The following is a 17,657-nucleotide window of genomic DNA, read 5'->3' as shown; positions in this document are numbered from 1 at the left end:
ACTCGAGGGCGCCGGCCGTGACGGCTCGGTAGTCTGGAGCCATCATGCTGCGCACCATCGACCTCCGTGGAACCCGCCCGACGACCGCAGGGCTCCTCGCCCTCGTTCCGCGGGCCGCGACCGACGTCTCCGCGGCGCTCGACGCCGCCCGCTCGATCATCGACGACGTGCGCGAGCACGGCGAGACGGCGCTGCTCGACCAGGCCGAGCGCTTCGACGGCGTGCGTCCGGCGGGGGTTCGCGTGCCGGCGGGCGAGCTCGCGGCCGCGCTCGACGGCCTCGCCCCCGAGATCCGTGCGGCTGCCCTCCAGACGATCGAGCGGGTCCGTGCCGCGAGTGAGGCGCAGGTTCCCGCGCCGCAGACCACCCGGCTCGCGGCGGGCGCCGTGATCGAGCAGCGCTGGCAGCCCGTCTCGCGCGTCGGCCTCTACGTGCCGGGTGGCAAGGCGGTCTACCCGTCGAGCGTGATCATGAACGTCGTGCCCGCCCAGGTCGCGGGAGTGCGCTCGATCGCGCTCGCCTCGCCGGCGCAGTCGGAGTTCGGCGGCCGCATCCACCCGACGATCGCGGGTGTCGCGGCCCTCCTCGGCATCACCGAGGTCTACGCGATGGGCGGCGCCGGCGCCATCGGCGCGTTCGCCTATGGCGTCGAGAGCATCGGCCTCGAGCCCGTGCAGCGCGTCACGGGTCCGGGCAACGTCTTCGTCGCCGCGGCCAAGCGGGTCGTGCAGGCCGTCACGGGCATCGATGCCGAGGCGGGGCCGACCGACATCCTCGTCATCGCTGATGACAGCGCCGACCCCGACTTCGTCGCGGCAGACCTCGTGAGCCAGGCCGAACACGACGAGCTCGCCGCAGCCGTGCTCGTCACCGACTCGCCCGAGCTCGCTGCGCGGGTGGCCGAGCGCCTCGAGGCGCGCGTCGCGGCCACGAAGCACAGTGCGCGGGTGCGCGAGGCGATCGACGGCGTGCAGTCGGCGCTCGTGCTCGTCGACGACCTCGAGCAGGCCGCCGACTTCGCGAACGCCTTCGGCCCAGAGCACCTCGAGATCCAGGTGCGCGACGTCGACGCGACGCTCGCGCGCATCGAGAACGCCGGTGCGATCTTCGTGGGCTCCTTCTCGCCGGTGAGCCTCGGCGACTACGCGGCCGGATCGAACCACGTGCTGCCGACCGGCGGCCAGGCGCGACACGCGTCGGGTCTCTCGGCGGCGACGTTCCTCCGCCCCCAGCAGGTCGTGCGCTACGACGAGCAGGCGCTCCGCGAGGTGGCCCCGGTGATCGCGGCGCTCTCGACCGAGGAGGACCTGCCCGCGCACGGCGAGGCCGTCACCGCCCGCTTCCCGAGCTGAGCGAGCTGGGCGAGCCGAGCGCCGCCGCTAGGCTGGAAGCACCATGTACTGTCCCTTCTGCCGTCACCCCGACTCCCGCGTCATCGACTCCCGCACGAGCGATGACGGGCTCTCGATCCGGCGTCGCCGCCAGTGCCCCGAGTGCGGGCGCCGATTCTCGACGACCGAGACCGCGAGCCTCGTCGTCATCAAGCGCTCCGGCGTGGTCGAGCCGTTCAGTCGTGAAAAGGTCGTGCTCGGTGTGCGCAAGGCCTGCCAGGGGCGCCCGGTGACCGACTCCGATCTCGCGGTGCTCGCGCAGAAGGTCGAGGAGACGATCCGTTCGACGGGTGCCTCGCAGATCGAGGCGAACGACATCGGCCTCGCGATCCTCCCGCCGCTCCGCGAGCTCGACGAGGTCGCGTACCTCCGTTTCGCGAGCGTCTACCAGGCCTTCGATTCGCTCGACGACTTCGAGTCGGCGATCGACCAGCTCCGCGAGGAGCACGGTCGACTGCCCGCACGACCGGTCGAGTGAGGTCGGCCCGGTCGCTCCCACTCCGGTAGCCTGAGGCGCGATGTATCGATTTCTCTTCACGGCCTTCCTCTCCCACATGGACCCGGAAGACGCGCACCACCTCGCGTTCCGCGTCATCCGAGCACTGCCGACCCTCGGCGTCGGCAAGCTCGTGGAGCGATTCACGGCCCCCGACCCCTCGCTCGCCGTCGAGACGCTCGGCCTGCGCTTTCCGTCGCCGTTCGGCGTCGCTGCCGGATTCGACAAAGACGGCTTCGCGGTGCGCGGCCTCGGCAACCTCGGGTTCGGGCATGTGGAGGTCGGCACCATCACGGCGGTGGCACAGCCGGGCAACCCTCGTCCGCGGCTGTTCCGCCTCGTGGGCGACCGTGCGCTCGTGAACCGCATGGGCTTCAACAACGGCGGTGCGGATGCCGCGGCCGGCCGTCTCTCGCGGCTGTCGCGTCGCCGCGACCGCCCGGTGCTCGGCGTCAACATCGGCAAGAGCCGGGTCACGGCCGTCGAAGACGCGGTGGCCGACTACGAGCGGAGCGCCCGCGTGCTCGCGCCGTTCGCCGACTACCTCGTGGTCAACGTGAGCTCCCCGAACACCCCGGGGCTGCGCGGCCTGCAGGAGATCGACTCGCTCGCGCCCCTGCTCGAGTCCGTGCGGGCGATCGCCGGCGACACCCCGCTCCTCGTGAAGATCGCGCCCGACCTCGACGATGCTGAGATCGTTCGCATCTGCGAGCTCGTCGAGCGCCTCGGCCTCGACGGCATCATCGCCACGAACACCACGATCTCCCGCGAGGGGCTCGCGGCCGACGCATCCGTCGTCGATGCCATCGGTGCCGGCGGACTCTCGGGAGCCACGCTCGCCGCGCGGTCGCTCGAGGTGCTGCGACTCATCCGTGCCCAGGTGCCGGCAGAGCTCTGCGTCGTCTCGGTCGGCGGCGTCGAGACCGCTGCCGACGTGCAGAACCGGCTCGACGCCGGAGCCACGCTCGTGCAGGGCTACTCGGCGTTCATCTACCGCGGCCCGTTCTGGGCCCGGCAGGTCAACCGCGGCCTCGCGAAGTTCGCCCGGAGCCGTCGCTCGGCCGTCGCCGCGTAATCACGAGGCCGCGCTCGAGCCTCAGAGCACGCCGAGCTCGGCGAGCCGGTCGGCGATCGTCGAGCCGTCGTTCGCCGACACCCACGGCACGCCGGCGTCGTGCTGCTCGCCCTTGGTGCGCCCACCGGCGAGTACCGCCTCTCCCTTGGAGAGGCGGCGGATCGCGACGGCGGCGACCTTGTCGGGGTGCTCGAGCGCGAACCGCTCGTAGTGCTCCTCGTCGTGCTGGCCGTCGTCGCCGATGAGGAGCCAGCGCACGTCGGGGAACTCCTCGGCGAGGCGCCGCAGGTTCTCCTGCTTGTGCTCGCGGCCGCTGCGGAACCAGCGATCGTGCGTCGGCCCCCAGTCGGTGAGCAGCAGCGGGCCGGCGGGGTAGAGGTTGCGTGAGAGGAACCTGGTGAGCGTCGGTGCGACGTTCCAAGCCCCGGTCGAGAGGTAGATGACCGGGGAGCCGGGGTAGGCGCGGACGAGGCGCTCGAACAGCACGGCCATGCCGGGCGTCGGGATGCGCGCGTGCTCGTCGAGCACGAAGGTGTTCCAGAAGGCGACGAGCGGCCGGGGGAGCGCCGTGACCATCACGGTGTCGTCGACGTCGGAGATGATGCCGAACCGCACGTCGGGGCCGACGATCCAGATCGGCGCCTCGACCGGTTCCGACCCTTCGGTGTGCAGCGTCGCGCGATGCCATCCGGGCTCGAGGAAGACGGGCACCTTCGTGTCGACGACGCCGCCGCGATCGGCGAGCACCTCGATGCGCGTGCCGCCGACCTCGATCACCACGGGAACCCCGCCGACGGGCACGCTCGTGAAGCTGCGCCATCCGCGGATACCCTGTTCGCCCCGACGCCGGCGGCGCTTCGACGTCTCATCGGGGTCGACGGGCTTGGCGAGCAGTACGCGGCAGAGCACTCGCGCCCATTCGGTGGAGCCGTAGCCGGTGTAGGGCACGATCGTCGGCCGGTGGCCGCGTCGTCGCGCCCAGCGCTCACGCAGGTCGTGGACCCAGTCTTCGAGGCGCGCGGCACGATGCCGGACCTGGCGCTCTCGTTGTCCGGCCGGAAGGGGGGAGCTCGCCGGCATCCACTCAGTCTGTCATGCGCCGACGCCGAGCCGCGAAACGAGCGGAAGGTGGTCGGATCACCCGCGCTGCGCCGGGTAGAGTGGACGGGCAACTGAGGAGGTTCCGTGCCGAATGTCGACCTGATCCTGGGGGCCGATCCGAGCCGGAGACGCTCGATCCGCACCGAGCCGACCCAGCGACGCAGTACGCAGCGCCTCGACGCGCTGCTCGACGCCGCGGCGGAGATCGTCGACGAGTCGGGGTTCGAGCGACTGACCACGCAGATGGTCGCCGAGCGCGCCGGTGCCTCGATCGGCACGGTCTACCGCTATTTCCCCGACCGCGTCGCCGTGCTCTACGCACTCCGCGAGCGCTCGGTGCGGCGCTTCCGCGAACGCGTCGCCGACGACCTCGTCGACATCCACCTCGCCAACTGGTGGCACCTCATGGACGTGGCGATCGACGCCTGCGCCGCGATGTACCGCGATGAGCCCGGCTTCAGCGTCGTGCACGCCGCACGCCGTGAAACTCCCGAGGGCGACATCGAGCCCGAGCTCGCCCACCGCCTGGCCCGTCTCATCGAGGCGGAGTTCGGCGGCGACGGACTCGACCTCGCCGAACTGCGGTTCCGCCTCGGCGTCTCGATCGAGCTCGGCGACGCGCTCATCAGCCGCGCCTTCGAACGCGACGAGGCCGGCGACGACCGCTACCTCGCCGAGGCGAAGCGCCTCGTGCACGACTACCTCGCCGAGCACCTCGGCGCGGCGCGCAGCGCGAGCACCGCGGCCTGATCCGTCGTCGGCGGCCGACGCGCCGCGTGGCGCTCGTTGCCTCGACACGTGTTTGGTGTTTGGCTGGAAGCCGGTCCGGCGAGCGCCGGGCGTGGAATGAGGCAGCATGATCGAGTTCCGTGGCGTCACCAAGCAGTTCCCCGACGGCACCGTGGCCGTGGCCGGGGTCGACATCGTCATCCCGCCGCGCAAGACGACCGTGTTCGTCGGCTCCTCGGGCTCCGGCAAGACCACGCTCCTGCGCATGATCAATCGCATGGTCGACCCCACCGGCGGGCAGGTTCTGATCGACGGCACGGATGTCGCGACGCTCGAGCCAGTGGCGCTCCGCCGAAGCATCGGCTACGTGATGCAGAACTCGGGGCTCATGCCCCACCGCAAGGTGATCGACAACGTCGCCACCGTGCCCATGCTCCGCGGCGAGAAGAAGCGCGAGGCGCACGCACGGGCGCTCGAACTGCTCGACACGGTCGGACTCGACCGCTCGCTCGCCGACAAGTACCCGAGCCAGCTGTCGGGCGGCCAGCAGCAGCGCGTCGGCGTCGCGCGGGGTCTCGCCGTCGACCCCAACATCCTGCTGATGGACGAGCCGTTCGGCGCCGTCGACCCGATCGTGCGTGCGGAGCTGCAGCAGGAGCTGCTGCGCCTGCAGGGGGAGCTCGGCAAGACCGTGGTCTTCGTCACCCATGACATCGACGAGGCCTTCCTCCTCGGCGACCAGGTCGTGATCATGCAGCAGGGCGGGCAGATCTCCCAGGCCGCGTCCCCGGCCGAGATCCTCGCGAATCCCGCCGACGACTTCGTCGCCGACTTCGTCGGTGCCAACCGCGGCAAGCGGGCGCTGCACGTGACCGAGGTCGGCGGGCGCCGGCTCGTCGTCGATGCCGACGGCCGCCCTGCAGGAGTGCTCGCCTCGTGAACTGGCTCTGGTCGAACCTCGACCTGGTCGGCGAGCTGATGCTGATCCACCTGGCATTGTCGGTGCCCGCGATCATACTGAGCTTCGTGATCTCCGTTCCGATCGGGTGGCTCGCGCACCGCTACCGGTGGTCGCGTGGAGTGCTGCTCTCGCTGTGCGGACTGCTCTACGCGATCCCGTCGCTCGCGCTGCTCATCGCACTGCCGGTCGTCACCGGATTGCGCGCCACGAGCCCGGTCAATCTCGTGATCGCACTCACGCTCTACGGCATCGCGGTGATCGTGCGCACAGCCGCCGACGCCTTCGACGCCGTCGAACCCGACGTGCGGCAATCGGCCACCGCGATCGGCTACTCGCCCGCCGGGCGGTTCTGGGGCGTCGAGCTGCCGCTCGCGGGCCCGGTACTCCTGTCGGGCCTCCGCGTCGTGATCGTGAGCACCGTGAGCCTCGCGACGATCGGCGCCGTCATCGGGGTGCAGAGCCTCGGAAGCCTCTTCACCGACGGACTCCAGCGCGGCATCCAGATCGAGATCATCACGGGCATCGTCGCCACCATGGTGCTGGCGATCGGGCTCGATTGGGTGAGCGTGGCGATCGGGCGGCTGCTCATGCCGTGGTCGCGATCGAACGCGAACACGAGCAAGGCGGCGTCGACGACGCTCGTGAAGGCGGCTGATGCCCTGTGAACCTTCTCCTCGAGGCCGTCGCCTGGATCCTCGACCCTGCCAACTGGACCGGGGTCGGGAGCATCCCCGAGCGCATCGGGCAGCACCTCGCGATCTCGGCGACCGTGCTCCTGATCGCCGCCGTCATCGCGTTGCCGATCGGGCTGTTCGTCGGGCACACGGGGCGCGGCAAAGAACTCGCGGTGACGGTGTCGGGCGGGCTGCGCGCGCTGCCGACGCTCGGCCTGCTGACCCTCCTCGCACTGTCGCTCGGCATCGGCCTGCAGGCACCGATCATCGCGCTGGTGGTGCTCGCGCTGCCGCCGCTGCTCGCCGGCGCCTACGCCGGCCTCGAATCCGTCGATCGCCGCACGATCGACGCCGCACGTGCGATGGGCATGCGCGAGCGGCAGGTCATCGGCAAGGTCGAGGTGCCGTTGGGCTTGCCGATCATCGTCGGCGGCATCCGCTCCGCGACGCTGCAGATCGTCGCGACGGCGACCCTCGCCGCCTACATCGCCGACGAGGGCCTCGGCCGCTTCATCTTCTCGGGGCTGAAGACTCGCGACTACGCCGAGATGCTCGGGGGGTCCATCCTCGTGATCCTGCTCGCCCTCGTCATCGACGGCCTGTTCGCGATCACGCAGCGCCTCGTCGTGCCCGCCGGCGTGCGGGCGAGCCGAACCAGAGAACTCCGCTCGCGGCCGACCCGGTCTCGAGCGGCCGTGGGGTAACCCATCACCGAAGGGAATCGAGAATGAACACCGCAGGAAAAGGCCGGCTGCTCGCACTCGCAGCAGTCGCGGTCGGGGCGACAGTGGCCCTGGCAGGGTGCGCGTCGGGCGATCCGCTGGACAGCGGATCGAACACCGGCGACGCGTCGTCCGAGACGATCGTCGTCGGTTCGCAGGACTACTACTCCAACGAGATCATCGCCGAGATCTACGCGCAGGCGCTCGAGGACAACGGCTTCACGGTCGACCGGCAGTTCCGTATCGGGCAGCGCGAGGTCTACATCCCCGAGATCGAGGCGGGTGAGATCGACGTCTTCCCCGAGTACACCGGCAACCTGCTGCAGTACTACGTGCCCGACACGACGGCGACGACGAGCGACGACGTCTACGCCGAGCTCGAGACGTCGCTGCCCGAGGGGCTGCGCGTGCTCGACCAGTCGCCCGCGACCGATCAAGACTCCTACAACGTCACGAAGACGTTCTCCGAGGCGAACGGCGTCACGAGCCTCGCCGATCTCGCGAAGGTCACGACTCCGCTGACGCTCGGCGGCAACTCCGAGCTCGAGACGCGTCCCTATGGCCCGACCGGCCTGAAGGAGGTCTACGGGGTCGATGTCGCGTTCACGCCGATCGAAGACAGCGGCGGTCCGCTGACGCTCAAGGCGCTGGTCGACGACCAGGTGCAGCTCGTGAACATCTACAGCGCAGACCCGAACATCAAGGCGAACGACCTCGTGACGCTCGAAGACCCCGAGGGGCTCTTCCTGGCGTCGAACGTCGTGCCCGTCGTGAGCGAGAAGGTCACCGATGAGATCGCCGACATCATCAACACCGTGAGTGCCGCGCTCACCGCGGAAGACCTCGTCGCGCTCAACGCGCTGAGCGTCGACGAGCAGCAGTCGGCCGACCAGATCGCGTCGGACTGGCTCGCCGAGAAGTCGCTCTTCTAGCGGTTCGCGTCGAGGTTCGAGGGGTCGGGTGCCGCGGCATCCGGCCCTTCGCCGTCGTCGAGCGCCTCGGCGCGCCCTTCGGCCGATACCGGTGCCGAGGCATCCGTCACCGTCATGTGCTTGGCCTCCGAGCGCATCAGGAGTTTCTTCACGCCCCAGGCGGCGAGGAGGAAGACGGCGATCACTCCGACGAAGAGGTAGCCCGCCCAGTGCAGCTCGCGGCTCAGCTCGCGGTAGCTGCCGGCGGCGAGCCAGCCCACGGTCACGTAGGCGAACGCCCAGATGACGCACGCGGGAATCGTCCACGCCATGAACTTGCGGTACCGCATCGAGCTCATGCCGACCGTGAGCGGGATGAGCGAGTGCAGCACGGGCAGGAACCGGGAGATGAAGACGGCGGGACCACCGCGTCGGTCGAGGTAGCGCTCGGCGCGAGCCCAGTTCTCATCGCCGATCTTGCGACCCAGCCATGATCGGTGGATGTGCGGGCCGAACCAGCGGCCGAGGGCGAAGCCGATGCTCTCGCCCATGAGTGCGCCGATGATGACCGTGATGGCGAGGGCGAAGTACTCCCCGATGCCGTCGACCGCCGTCGAGGCGACGATCACGATCGTGTCGCCGGGCACGACGAGGCCGATGAGCACCGAGGTCTCGAGCAGCATTCCGAGCCCCGCGAGCAGGGTGCGGGCGATCGGATCGACAGCCTGGACGGTGTCGAGGATCCAGTCGAGGATCTCGTTCATCGTTCGAGCGTATCGAGGGCCTGGAGCGACGGCATCAGACCGTGGGCTGATTCGATCGGGTGGCCCGTCGTACCGTGGTCGAATCAGCCGAAGACGCCGAGGGTGGCGAGCAATGCGCCGATCGGCACGGCCACGATGACCGCGGCGGTCCACACGACCGCGGTGCCGGTCAGCGGACTGGGCCGCTGCTGCGGTTCACCCAGCCGATCGAGGCGTGCCTCGAGCATCATGACATCGGGAACGACGCCGCCGGAGTCGGCATATGCGCCCGGTTCGCCGCCGCTGCCGACCTGCAGCATCGCGCGGCGCAGTGCGTCGTCACTGGCCTCTCGCCTCGCGCGGTCGTCGGCGAGCATCTCGGTGAGGACGACCACCGAACGCTCGGCGCGATTGGCGATCGGGAACCAGGGCAGTGCACTGTGCCAGGCCCGGAAGGCGAGGAGCACGAGGTGGTGCAGTTGGTCGAGGTGCGCGCGTTCGTGTGCGATCACGGCCCGCAGTTCGGCGTCGTCGAGGGCGTCGATGAGCCCGTCGGTGAGCACGGTCGCGGTGCGGAGGCCCGGCACGCAGTAGGCGAGGGGCACGGGATGCGCGAGCACGCGGGTCTTCGGCTGGCCGGGCATCGGGTCGCTGAGCAGGTCGATGAGCTGGTGCTGGCGGCGCCGTTCGCGCTCGGCTCGCACCACGGTCAGGGCGAGGTTCAGTGCGAGATGCACCGCGAGGCCGGCGGCGAGGGTGAGGGCAGCGAGGTGGATCACGCCGAACTCGCGAGGAATCGGGCCTGAGAAGAGGTGGGGGAGCAGCGCCTCGGCGGCGCCGAGCAATGATCCGGCCGGGGACGCGCCGAAGACGAGCAGGCAGCCGATCATCGAGAGACCGCCGCCGAGGGCGATCGCCTGCCAGAGGGCGAGCGCGATCGCGGGGGAGCGCGCCGGCCAAGACGCTCGGGACAGCACGACGGGGATCGGCCAGGCGAGCAGCAGCGCGAACCCGCCGAGGAGCACCGCGACGGCCACCATGATCAGGAGGCGACCATGGTCAGGAGCGGGAGAGGTCGTCGAGCAGTCGCCGCAGGGTCGCGGCCTCGCCGGCGCTGACGGTGCCGACGAACCTGGCGAGTGCGGCGTCGCGGTCGCTGGCGCGGTCGAGCACCTCGTGCATGAGCTCGGCCGTGTGCTCTTCGCGGGTCAGGAGCGAGCGGTAGCGGTGCGGCCGGGTCTCTCGCGCACGCGTCACGAAGCCCTTGCGCTCGAGTCGCGAGAGCACGGTCAGCACGGTCGTCGTCGCGACGGCCCGGCCGGGCTCGCCTGCGCTCAGGGCGAGGGCGTCACGCAGCTCGTTCGCCGTGAGCGCGGCGTCGCGCGACCACAGCACCTCCATCACGGAGCGCTCCAGTTCGCCGAGACTCGCCATGCCTCAAGACTACCGCCGAAGCGCTGAATGTTCTACGCTCTGTAGAAGAAGGTTCTACGACGCGTAGAAAATGGCGACACCGCGATGCGATCGCGCGTGAAAGGGGCATCCGTGAACGAACTGCTGGACCCGCTGCTGCTCGCCCGATGGCAATTCGGGCTCACCACCGTGTACCACTTCCTGTTCGTTCCGATCACGATCGGCCTCGCGACGTCCACGGCGGTCTTCCAGACCGCCTGGTACCGCACCGGCAAGCTCGAGTACCTGAGGATCACCAAGTTCTTCGGCACGATCTTCCTGATCAACTTCGCGATGGGCGTCGTGACGGGCATCGTGCAGGAGTTCCAGTTCGGCATGAACTGGTCGGAGTACTCGCGGTTCGTCGGCGACGTGTTCGGCGCCCCGCTCGCGCTCGAGGGCCTGCTCGCCTTCTTCTTCGAGGCGACGTTCATCGGCCTCTGGATCTTCGGCTGGGACAAGCTGCCCCGCCGTATCCACCTCGCGACCATCTGGTGCACCGCCATCGGCTCGATCGTGTCGGCGTACTTCATCATCGCGGCGAACGCCTTCATGCAGAACCCGGTCGGCTACGAGATGAACGTCGAACGTGGTCGTGCAGAGCTCGTCGACATCGGCGCACTGCTCGCGAACCCGGTGGCGCTCGCGGCCTTCCCGCATACGATCGCGGCGAGCTTCATGGTCGCGGCCGGGCTCATCATCAGCGCAGCGGCCTGGCACCTCGCGCGCAACCAGCACCTCGACACCATGCGCCCCGCGCTGAAGTTCGGCCTCTGGGTCATGGTCGTCTCCGGCATCCTCACGACGCTCTTCGGCGACCAGCTGAGCCTCGCCATGGTGGCGACGCAGCCGATGAAGATGGCCGCGGCCGAGGCGACCTACAACACCGTCTGCGGCGCGGATGCCTCGTTCTCACTGTTCACCCTCGGCACCCCCGACGGCTCGAGCGAGCTCTTCTCGATCCGCGTGCCGTACCTGCTCTCCTTCCTGTCGACGCACACCTTCGATGGCTGCGTCGAGGGCATCAACGACCTGCAGGCGCAGTATCAGGCGCTCTACGGCCCCGGCGACTACGCACCGATCATCTGGGTCACCTACTGGGCGTTCCGCTGGATGATCGGCCTCGGCCTCCTCCACGTGCTCATCGCCGTGGTCGGCCTGTGGGTCACCCGCAAGGGCCGCATGCCCAAGCAGGCGTGGGTCTGGAAGGTCGCGGTCTGGAGCTTCCCGCTCTCCCTCGCCGCCATGATCGTCGGCTGGATCTTCACAGAGATGGGCCGGCAGCCCTGGATCGTGTTCAGCCTGCTGCCCACCGAATCGGCGGTCTCGCCGAACGTGACCGGGCTCGACGTGCTCATCTCGCTCGTGGCGTTCACGCTCGTCTACGGCGCTCTCGCCGTCGTCGAGGTGCGTCTCATCATCCGGGCCATCAAGTCGGGCCCGCCCGAACTCGGCGAACCGGATCCCGAAACCGGCCGCGTCGAACCCGCCTCGACGGTCTACTAGGAGGACTCCCCATGGATCTCACCGTGCTCTGGTTCTGGATCGTCGCCTTCATGTTCGTCGGCTACTTCGTGCTCGACGGCTTCGACTTTGGCATCGGCATGTCCCTCCCGTTCCTCGGGAAGGACGAGACCGACCGCCGGGTGCTCATCAACACGATCGGCCCGGTCTGGGACCTCAACGAGACGTGGGTGATCGTCGCGGGCGCCTCGCTCTTCGCGGCGTTCCCCGAGTGGTACGCCACGCTCTTCTCCGGCTTCTACCTCGCGCTGCTCCTCATCCTGCTTGCCCTCATCGCTCGCGGCGTCTCGTTCGAGTACCGCCATCAGCGGCCCGAATCGCGATGGAAGAAGTGGTTCGACGGCATGATCATCGTCGGTTCGGCGGTGCCGGCGCTGCTCTGGGGCGTCGCGTTCGCGAACATCGTGCAGGGCGTGCCGCTCGACGCCGGCCACAACTACACGGGCACGCTGTTCGACCTGCTGAACCCGTATGCGCTGCTCGGCGGGCTCACGACGCTGCTGCTGTTCTTCACCCACGGCGTCGTGTTCGCCTCGCTGAAGACCGAGGGCGAGCTGCGCGAGCGGGCGCGGCGACTCGCGTCGCGATCGGGCCTCATCACGATCGTGGTCGCCGCCCTGTTCCTCCTCTGGACCGGCCTCGCGTTCGGCACGTTCTGGTTCTGGATCCTCGCGGCCGTCGCAGCACTCGCCCTCATCGGCGGGTGGATCGCGAACCGGCGCGGGGTCGAGGGCATCGCCTTCACCCTGCTCGCCATCACGGTCGCGGCGGCGGTACTGGCCCTCTTCGCGGCTCTCTTCCCCGACGTGATGCCGGCCTCGAACGACCCGGCGAACAGCCTCACGATCGCGAACGCCTCGAGCACGACCTACACGCTGACGGTCATGAGCTGGGTGGCGTTGTTCTGCCTCCCGCTCGTGCTGCTCTACCAGGGGTGGACGTACTGGGTGTTCCGCAAGCGCGTCTCTCGCGCGTCGATCGAGGCGGCAGCGCACTAGGTGAGACCACTCGATCCGCGGCTCCTCCGCCGCTCCCGTGCCGCCCGCGGCTTCCTCGCCGCGGGCGGTGCCCTGGCCCTCGTCCAGAGCGCCGCGATCGTCGCGTTCGCGTGGGCGCTCGCGTCCCTCGTTACGAGCTTCATCGACGGCATGCCGATGGCCGATGGCGTGCCGCTCCTCGTGCTGCTCGTCGCCGCGGCATCCCTTCGCGCCGTCGCCGCGTGGATCTGGGACGTGGTCGGCTCGGCCGGCGCGACCAGGGTCAAGGCCGAGCTGCGGAAGGAGCTGCTGACGGCCCTCGAGGCCGAGCCCGCGGGACTTCCCGGATTCCCGACAGCGCGAATCGCCACGCTGCTCGGGCCAGGTCTCGACGCCCTCGACGCCTACTTCGGGCAGTACCTGCCGCAGCTCGTGTCGACGATCGTCGTGACGCCGATCCTCATCGCGATGGCGTGGATCGCAGACCCCCTCTCCGGGCTCGTGCTCGTGATCGTGCTGCCGCTCATCCCCGTCTTCATGGCGCTCATCGGAATGGCCACCGAGGCCGTGCAGCGGCGCCAGTGGGAGAGTCTCGCGTCGCTCTCGCGAGGATTCCTCGAGGTCGTCGGCGGACTGTCGACGCTGCTGCTCTTCCGCCGGGCCGAGCGTCAGACGGCTCGCATCAGGGCCGTCACCGACGACTACCGCTCGCACACCATGAAGGTGCTGCGCATCACCTTCCTCTCCGGGTTCACCCTCGAGTTCGCGGCGAGCCTCTCGGTGGCGCTCGTCGCGGTCTCGATCGGGCTGCGGCTCGTCGCCGGCGACATGCTGTTGATCGCCGGACTCTTCGTGCTCGTGCTCGCGCCCGAGGTCTTCCTGCCGCTGCGAAACGTCGGTGCCGCCTTCCACGCGTCGACCGAGGGCGTCGCCGCGTCGGTCGACGCGTTCGACCTGCTCGATGCGGCCGAGCGGGGGGTGCGGGCTCCGGCGGGCGCGGCGGCGGTGCATGCCGGTCAGGTGAACGAGAGGGCGGATGCCGCGGACGGGCTGCAGTTGCGCGGCATCCGGGTCATGCGTGGAGACCGCGTCGTGCTCGACGGTCTCGACCTCGACGCGGCTCGCGGCGAGGTCGTCGCGGTGACCGGCGAGAGCGGCTCGGGCAAGTCGAGCCTGTTCGCGGCGCTGCTCGGCTTCGTGGGGTTCGAGGGGGTCGCGCGGCTGGACGGGACGGTGTTCGGCGGCGCTGGAGTCGACGGCGCCGAGTCCGCACGGTCGAGGATCGCCTGGGCGGGGCAGACCCCGGCGCTTCTCGCCGGAACGATCGCCTCGAACGTTCGACTCGGCGACGAGGACGCCGACCCTGTGCTCTGCGACCGCGCGTGCCACCTCGCCGGCGTGGAACTCGACCCCGAGCTGCGGCTGGGGCCCCGCGGCTCCGGCCTCTCGGGCGGTCAGGCGCAGCGCGTCGCGACCGCGCGGGCGATCCACCGCCTGCTCGCGCGGGACGCCCCGCTGCTGCTCCTCGACGAACCGACCTCGGCGCAAGACGAGGGCCGCGAGACGGCACTCGGCGACGCCCTCGCCGTACTCGCCGCCGAGGGCCGCATCGTCGTGGTGTCCTCCCACCGCGCCGCACTCGCGAACAGTGCAGATCGCATCATCGAGCTGGAGCGCGCCCATGTCTGATTCCGCCCGCCGCATGCTCCGCCGCGCCGTGCCGAGCCCGCGCCGGCTCCTGCCCGCCGTGCTGTTCGGCATCGGCTCCGCCGGGTCGAGCATCGTACTGCTCGCGTGCTCGGCGTGGCTGATCGCGCGTGCAGCCGAGCAGCCCCCGGTGCTCTACCTCTCGGTCGCAATCGTCGGCGTGCGGGCGTTCGCCCTCGGTCGCTCGGTGTTCCGCTACCTCGAGCGGTTGACCGGTCATGACGCCTCGTTCCGTCAGCTCGCCACGATTCGGGCGGAGGTGTTCGAGCGAATGCTCCCGATTGCGCCCGACGGCATGGCGGCGACGCGGCGGGGCGACCTGCTCGATCGCTTCGTGAGCGATGTCGACGAGCTGCAGAACGTGCCGCTGCGGGCGGTGCAACCGCTCGTGAGTGCGGCGATCGTGCTCGTGGCCGCCGTCGTCGGCATCGGATTCATCGCGCCCCAGTCGGCCGTGGCTGTCTTGGCATGCCTTGTGGTGGGCATCGGGGCCGCGCTCCTCGTGCAGCAGCGGTCGGTCGTTCGCGCCGAGCACATGACGGCACCGCTCCGCGGTGAACTGCAGGCGGCCATCGTCGAGCACGTGCAGGCGCTCGAGGTGCTCGTCGCCTTCGACGCCGCGGGCGCCGGACGCGGCCGGATCGACGAGCTCGGCGCCAGGTACGCCCGGGCGACCCGCTCGCGTGCCGCGGCGACCGGCGTGGCGGCAGCGGCGATGAGCGCGATCGGCGGGTTCGCGGTGGCCGCGAGCCTCGGGGCGGCAGTGCCGCTGCTGCACGGCGGCCGCATCGACGGCCCGACCTTCGCGGTGCTCTGCCTCGTGCCGCTCGCGATCGCCGAGGTCGCGACGGCCGTGCCCCTCGCCGCCTCGGCGCTCCGTCTCGCACGCGCGAGCGCTGCTCGGGTCGCGGGCGCCGTGCCCGACGCCGTTCCGGCCGGCATCCCCGTCGCGCCGAGCGCGCCGAAAGCACCGCCCTCGGGCGACGCACCACCGAGGATCGAGCTGCGCGGTGTGCGGGCGAGCTGGCCGGTGCTCGTGAGCGCCGACGGCGAGGGCGACGACGCCGATCGGGGCGCCGCCCTGATCGGGGTCGACCTCGAGATCGCGCCCGGCGAACGGCTTCTCGTGCGCGGCGGCTCGGGGGCGGGCAAGACCACCCTCGCGCACGTGCTCGTGCGCTTCCTCGACTACGAGGGCTCGTATCGTCTCGGCGGCATCGAGGCCTCGACGCTCGACCCGGCCGATGTGAGGGGCATCGTCGGGCTCGTGGAACAGCGACCGTGGCTCTTCGACGAAGATGTGCGGCAGAACCTGATCTTCGCCCGCGACACCGCGAGCGACGACGAGCTGCTCGAGGTGCTCGAGCGAGTGGGCCTCCGCGAATGGGTCGAGGAGCGCGGCGGGCTGGGCGCCAAGGTCGGCGAGCGCGGCGCGCTCGTCTCGGGCGGGCAGGCGCAACGTCTCGCCCTCGCGAGGGCGATGCTCGCGCGCTTCCCGGTGCTCGTGCTCGACGAGCCGACGGCGAGCGTCGATCCTGCACGGGCCGATGCGCTGCTGCGCGACCTGACCGATGCCGCGAGTCGTTCCGGGCGCAGCGTGGTGCTCATCTCGCACGCACCGGTCGACCCCGCGCTCGTCGACCGCGTCGTGACGATCGAAGACGGTCTCCTCCCAGCGATCTAGGCTGAGAGGATGCCGCGCCGCATCCGCCAGCTCGCCCTGCCGGTATGGCGCGACCCCGAGGCGGTCTTCCGCGCTTTCTTCGCCGCATCGGAGTTCGCCGTCTGGCTCGACGGGGGAGCGGACGCAGCCTCGGGATCGAGTGTGCTCGCCGTCCTCCACGACGGCTCCGAGTTCGTGACGGCAGACGTCGGCGCCGGCACGGTCGCTCGTGCTCGGCCGCTGGCGGCCGGGCCGGGCGAGAGCCCGGTCACCTCCTCGGCCTCGGTCTTCGACGTGCTCGGCGAGATGCTGGCCGAGCACCGCTCGGTCGAGGGGCCCGACGTTGCCGCTGCATCCGGCGCGCCGCTCGGCTGGTTCGGCTGGTTCGGCTACGAGCTCGGCGCCCACGCGCAGGGGGTGCAGATCGCACCGGCCGAGACGCCTGACGCCGCCTTCGTCTTCGTCGACCGCGCGATCGTCTTCGATCACGGCGAACGAACCGTGCGAATCATCTGGATCGGCGACGAGGTCGAGGCCGCCTCGCAGGGGGCACACCCCTCATGGGCGACCGGACTCGCGGCCGAGATCGGGCGGCTCGACGCGGCATCCGTGCCCCTGATCTCGACGGTGTCGCCGTCGAACGGTGCCCCTCCCGGCGCAGTTCCGACCAAATGGCGGCACGACGCGGCGCGATACGCCGAGCTCATCGCCGAGTGCCAGGCCGCGATCGTGCGGGGCGACGCCTATCAGCTCTGCCTCACGAACCGGGTCGACGTCGACGTGCGTCCCGACCCGGCAACGACCTATCTCGCGCTGCGGACGTCGAGCCCGAGCCACCACGGCGGCTACCTGCGCTTCGGCGACACGGCGCTCCTCAGCGCCTCACCCGAGCAGTTCCTGCTCGTCGACGCCGACGGGCTCGTCTCGACGAAGCCCATGAAGGGCACCCGGCCGCGAAGCGACGACCCCGAGACCGACGCGGCCCTCCGCCGCGAGCTCCTCGAGAGCGAGAAGGAGCGCGCCGAGAACCTCATGATCGTCGACCTCATGCGCAACGACCTCGGCCGCATCGCCGAGCTCGGCACCGTCGAGGTGCCGGCGCTCCTCGAGGTCGAGGAGTACCGCCACGTGCACCAGTTGGTCTCGACGGTGATCGCGCGGCTGCGGCATCCGCTCACCGCGCTCGACGCCGTGCAGTCGGCGTTCCCCGCAGGCTCGATGACGGGGGCGCCGAAGCACAGCGCCATGACGATCCTGCACGAACTCGAGCAGGGGCCGAGAGGCGTCTACTCGGGTGCGTTCGGCTACCTCGGCATCGACGGCGGCGCCGACCTCGCGATGGTGATCCGCTCGATCGTGCTCACCCCGGCCGGCGCGTCGATCGGCACCGGGGGAGGCATCACCGCGCTCTCGGTCGCCGCCGAGGAGGTCGAGGAGACCCGCATCAAGGCGCGCGCGCTGCTCGCGGTGCTCGGCGCCGAGGCCCTGCCCCGGAGTGAGTAGGCTGGATACCCGAGTGCGCCGTGATCCG

The 17,657-nt window shown here is 70.4% G+C and carries 17 protein-coding genes; 13 read left to right on the top strand and 4 right to left on the bottom strand.

Annotated features, from left to right (window positions below; translation table 11 throughout):
* Positions 1-44: 44 nt before the first annotated feature.
* The 3 genes from hisD to VPH61_RS14675 are packed head-to-tail and all read left to right on the top strand — an operon-like array spanning position 45 to position 2,962.
* Positions 45-1,352 carry a histidinol dehydrogenase gene (gene hisD / locus VPH61_RS14685; RefSeq protein ID WP_332064252.1) on the top strand — a complete coding sequence of 436 codons (1,308 nt, stop codon included), beginning with the start codon at positions 45-47 and terminating at the stop codon, positions 1,350-1,352.
* Between the two features lie 43 nt (positions 1,353-1,395).
* On the top strand, positions 1,396-1,869 hold the full coding sequence (gene nrdR / locus VPH61_RS14680; RefSeq protein WP_056008298.1) for a transcriptional regulator NrdR: 474 nt from the start codon (positions 1,396-1,398) through the stop codon (positions 1,867-1,869).
* A gap of 40 nt (positions 1,870-1,909) precedes the next feature.
* A complete protein-coding gene (locus tag VPH61_RS14675) occupies positions 1,910-2,962 on the top strand; it encodes a quinone-dependent dihydroorotate dehydrogenase (protein WP_332064251.1) in 1,053 nt (350 codons plus the stop codon).
* Positions 2,963-2,983: 21 nt separating this feature from the next.
* On the opposite strand, the gene VPH61_RS14670 is transcribed toward VPH61_RS14675, so the two are convergent.
* A complete protein-coding gene (locus VPH61_RS14670) occupies positions 2,984-4,042 on the bottom strand; it encodes an App1 family protein (RefSeq protein WP_332064250.1) in 1,059 nt (352 codons plus the stop codon).
* A gap of 105 nt (positions 4,043-4,147) precedes the next feature.
* On the opposite strand from VPH61_RS14670, the gene VPH61_RS14665 reads away from it, so the two are divergent.
* The 5 genes from VPH61_RS14665 (at position 4,148) to VPH61_RS14645 (ending at position 8,081) form a co-directional block, all read left to right on the top strand.
* Complete coding sequence (locus VPH61_RS14665) at positions 4,148-4,813, top strand: TetR/AcrR family transcriptional regulator (RefSeq protein ID WP_332064249.1); 666 nt, start codon at positions 4,148-4,150, stop codon at positions 4,811-4,813.
* A gap of 106 nt (positions 4,814-4,919) precedes the next feature.
* Positions 4,920-5,732: an ABC transporter ATP-binding protein gene (locus tag VPH61_RS14660; RefSeq protein WP_332064248.1), complete on the top strand. Its 813-nt coding sequence runs from the start codon at positions 4,920-4,922 to the stop codon at positions 5,730-5,732.
* Positions 5,729-6,418 (top strand): ABC transporter permease, encoded by a 690-nt coding sequence (locus tag VPH61_RS14655; protein WP_332064247.1) that lies wholly within the window; start codon positions 5,729-5,731, stop codon positions 6,416-6,418. Before VPH61_RS14660 ends, VPH61_RS14655 begins: the two co-directional genes overlap by 4 nt.
* Positions 6,415-7,131: an ABC transporter permease gene (locus tag VPH61_RS14650; RefSeq protein ID WP_332064246.1), complete on the top strand. Its 717-nt coding sequence runs from the start codon at positions 6,415-6,417 to the stop codon at positions 7,129-7,131. The genes VPH61_RS14655 and VPH61_RS14650 overlap by 4 nt, the downstream gene beginning before the upstream one ends.
* Before the next feature lie 23 nt (positions 7,132-7,154).
* Entirely contained in the window at positions 7,155-8,081 is a 927-nt protein-coding gene (locus tag VPH61_RS14645) for an ABC transporter substrate-binding protein (protein WP_332064245.1), read from the top strand.
* On the opposite strand, the gene VPH61_RS14640 is transcribed toward VPH61_RS14645, so the two are convergent.
* The 3 genes from VPH61_RS14640 to VPH61_RS14630 form a co-directional block, all read right to left on the bottom strand.
* Positions 8,078-8,824 carry a DedA family protein gene (locus VPH61_RS14640; RefSeq protein ID WP_332064244.1) on the bottom strand — a complete coding sequence of 249 codons (747 nt, stop codon included), beginning with the start codon at positions 8,822-8,824 and terminating at the stop codon, positions 8,078-8,080. The two genes, VPH61_RS14645 and VPH61_RS14640, sit on opposite strands and share 4 nt — an antisense overlap.
* Positions 8,825-8,907: 83 nt before the next feature.
* Entirely contained in the window at positions 8,908-9,843 is a 936-nt protein-coding gene (locus VPH61_RS14635; protein ID WP_332064243.1) for a M56 family metallopeptidase, read from the bottom strand.
* A 19-nt stretch (positions 9,844-9,862) separates the two neighbouring features.
* Positions 9,863-10,237, bottom strand: coding sequence for a BlaI/MecI/CopY family transcriptional regulator (locus VPH61_RS14630; protein ID WP_332064242.1), 375 nt, complete (start codon positions 10,235-10,237; stop codon positions 9,863-9,865).
* A 111-nt stretch (positions 10,238-10,348) separates the two neighbouring features.
* Here VPH61_RS14630 and VPH61_RS14625 point away from each other — a divergent pair, with 111 nt between their 5' ends.
* From VPH61_RS14625 to pabB, 5 genes are read left to right on the top strand one after another with little or no spacing between them, the layout of a single operon-like run.
* A complete protein-coding gene (locus tag VPH61_RS14625; RefSeq protein WP_332064241.1) occupies positions 10,349-11,761 on the top strand; it encodes a cytochrome ubiquinol oxidase subunit I in 1,413 nt (470 codons plus the stop codon).
* An 11-nt stretch (positions 11,762-11,772) separates the two neighbouring features.
* The gene (gene cydB / locus VPH61_RS14620; protein ID WP_332064240.1) at positions 11,773-12,777 is read left to right on the top strand and encodes a cytochrome d ubiquinol oxidase subunit II; all 1,005 of its coding nucleotides are present in this window, start codon (positions 11,773-11,775) and stop codon (positions 12,775-12,777) included.
* Entirely contained in the window at positions 12,778-14,445 is a 1,668-nt protein-coding gene (gene cydD / locus VPH61_RS14615; RefSeq protein ID WP_332064239.1) for a thiol reductant ABC exporter subunit CydD, read from the top strand. It begins immediately after the preceding gene.
* Positions 14,438-16,147 (top strand): thiol reductant ABC exporter subunit CydC, encoded by a 1,710-nt coding sequence (gene cydC, locus VPH61_RS14610; protein ID WP_332064238.1) that lies wholly within the window; start codon positions 14,438-14,440, stop codon positions 16,145-16,147. The genes cydD and cydC overlap by 8 nt, the downstream gene beginning before the upstream one ends.
* Positions 16,148-16,156: 9 nt before the next feature.
* Positions 16,157-17,629, top strand: coding sequence for an aminodeoxychorismate synthase component I (gene pabB / locus VPH61_RS14605; protein ID WP_332064237.1), 1,473 nt, complete (start codon positions 16,157-16,159; stop codon positions 17,627-17,629).
* Positions 17,630-17,657: the final 28 nt, after the last annotated feature.

It is taken from the genome of Agromyces sp. CCNWLW203, from assembly GCF_036576125.1.
Taxonomy (GTDB): Bacteria; Actinomycetota; Actinomycetes; order Actinomycetales; family Microbacteriaceae; genus Agromyces.
Note: the sequence above shows the minus strand (reverse complement) of the source record. Positions and strands in the feature narration are given on the sequence as shown.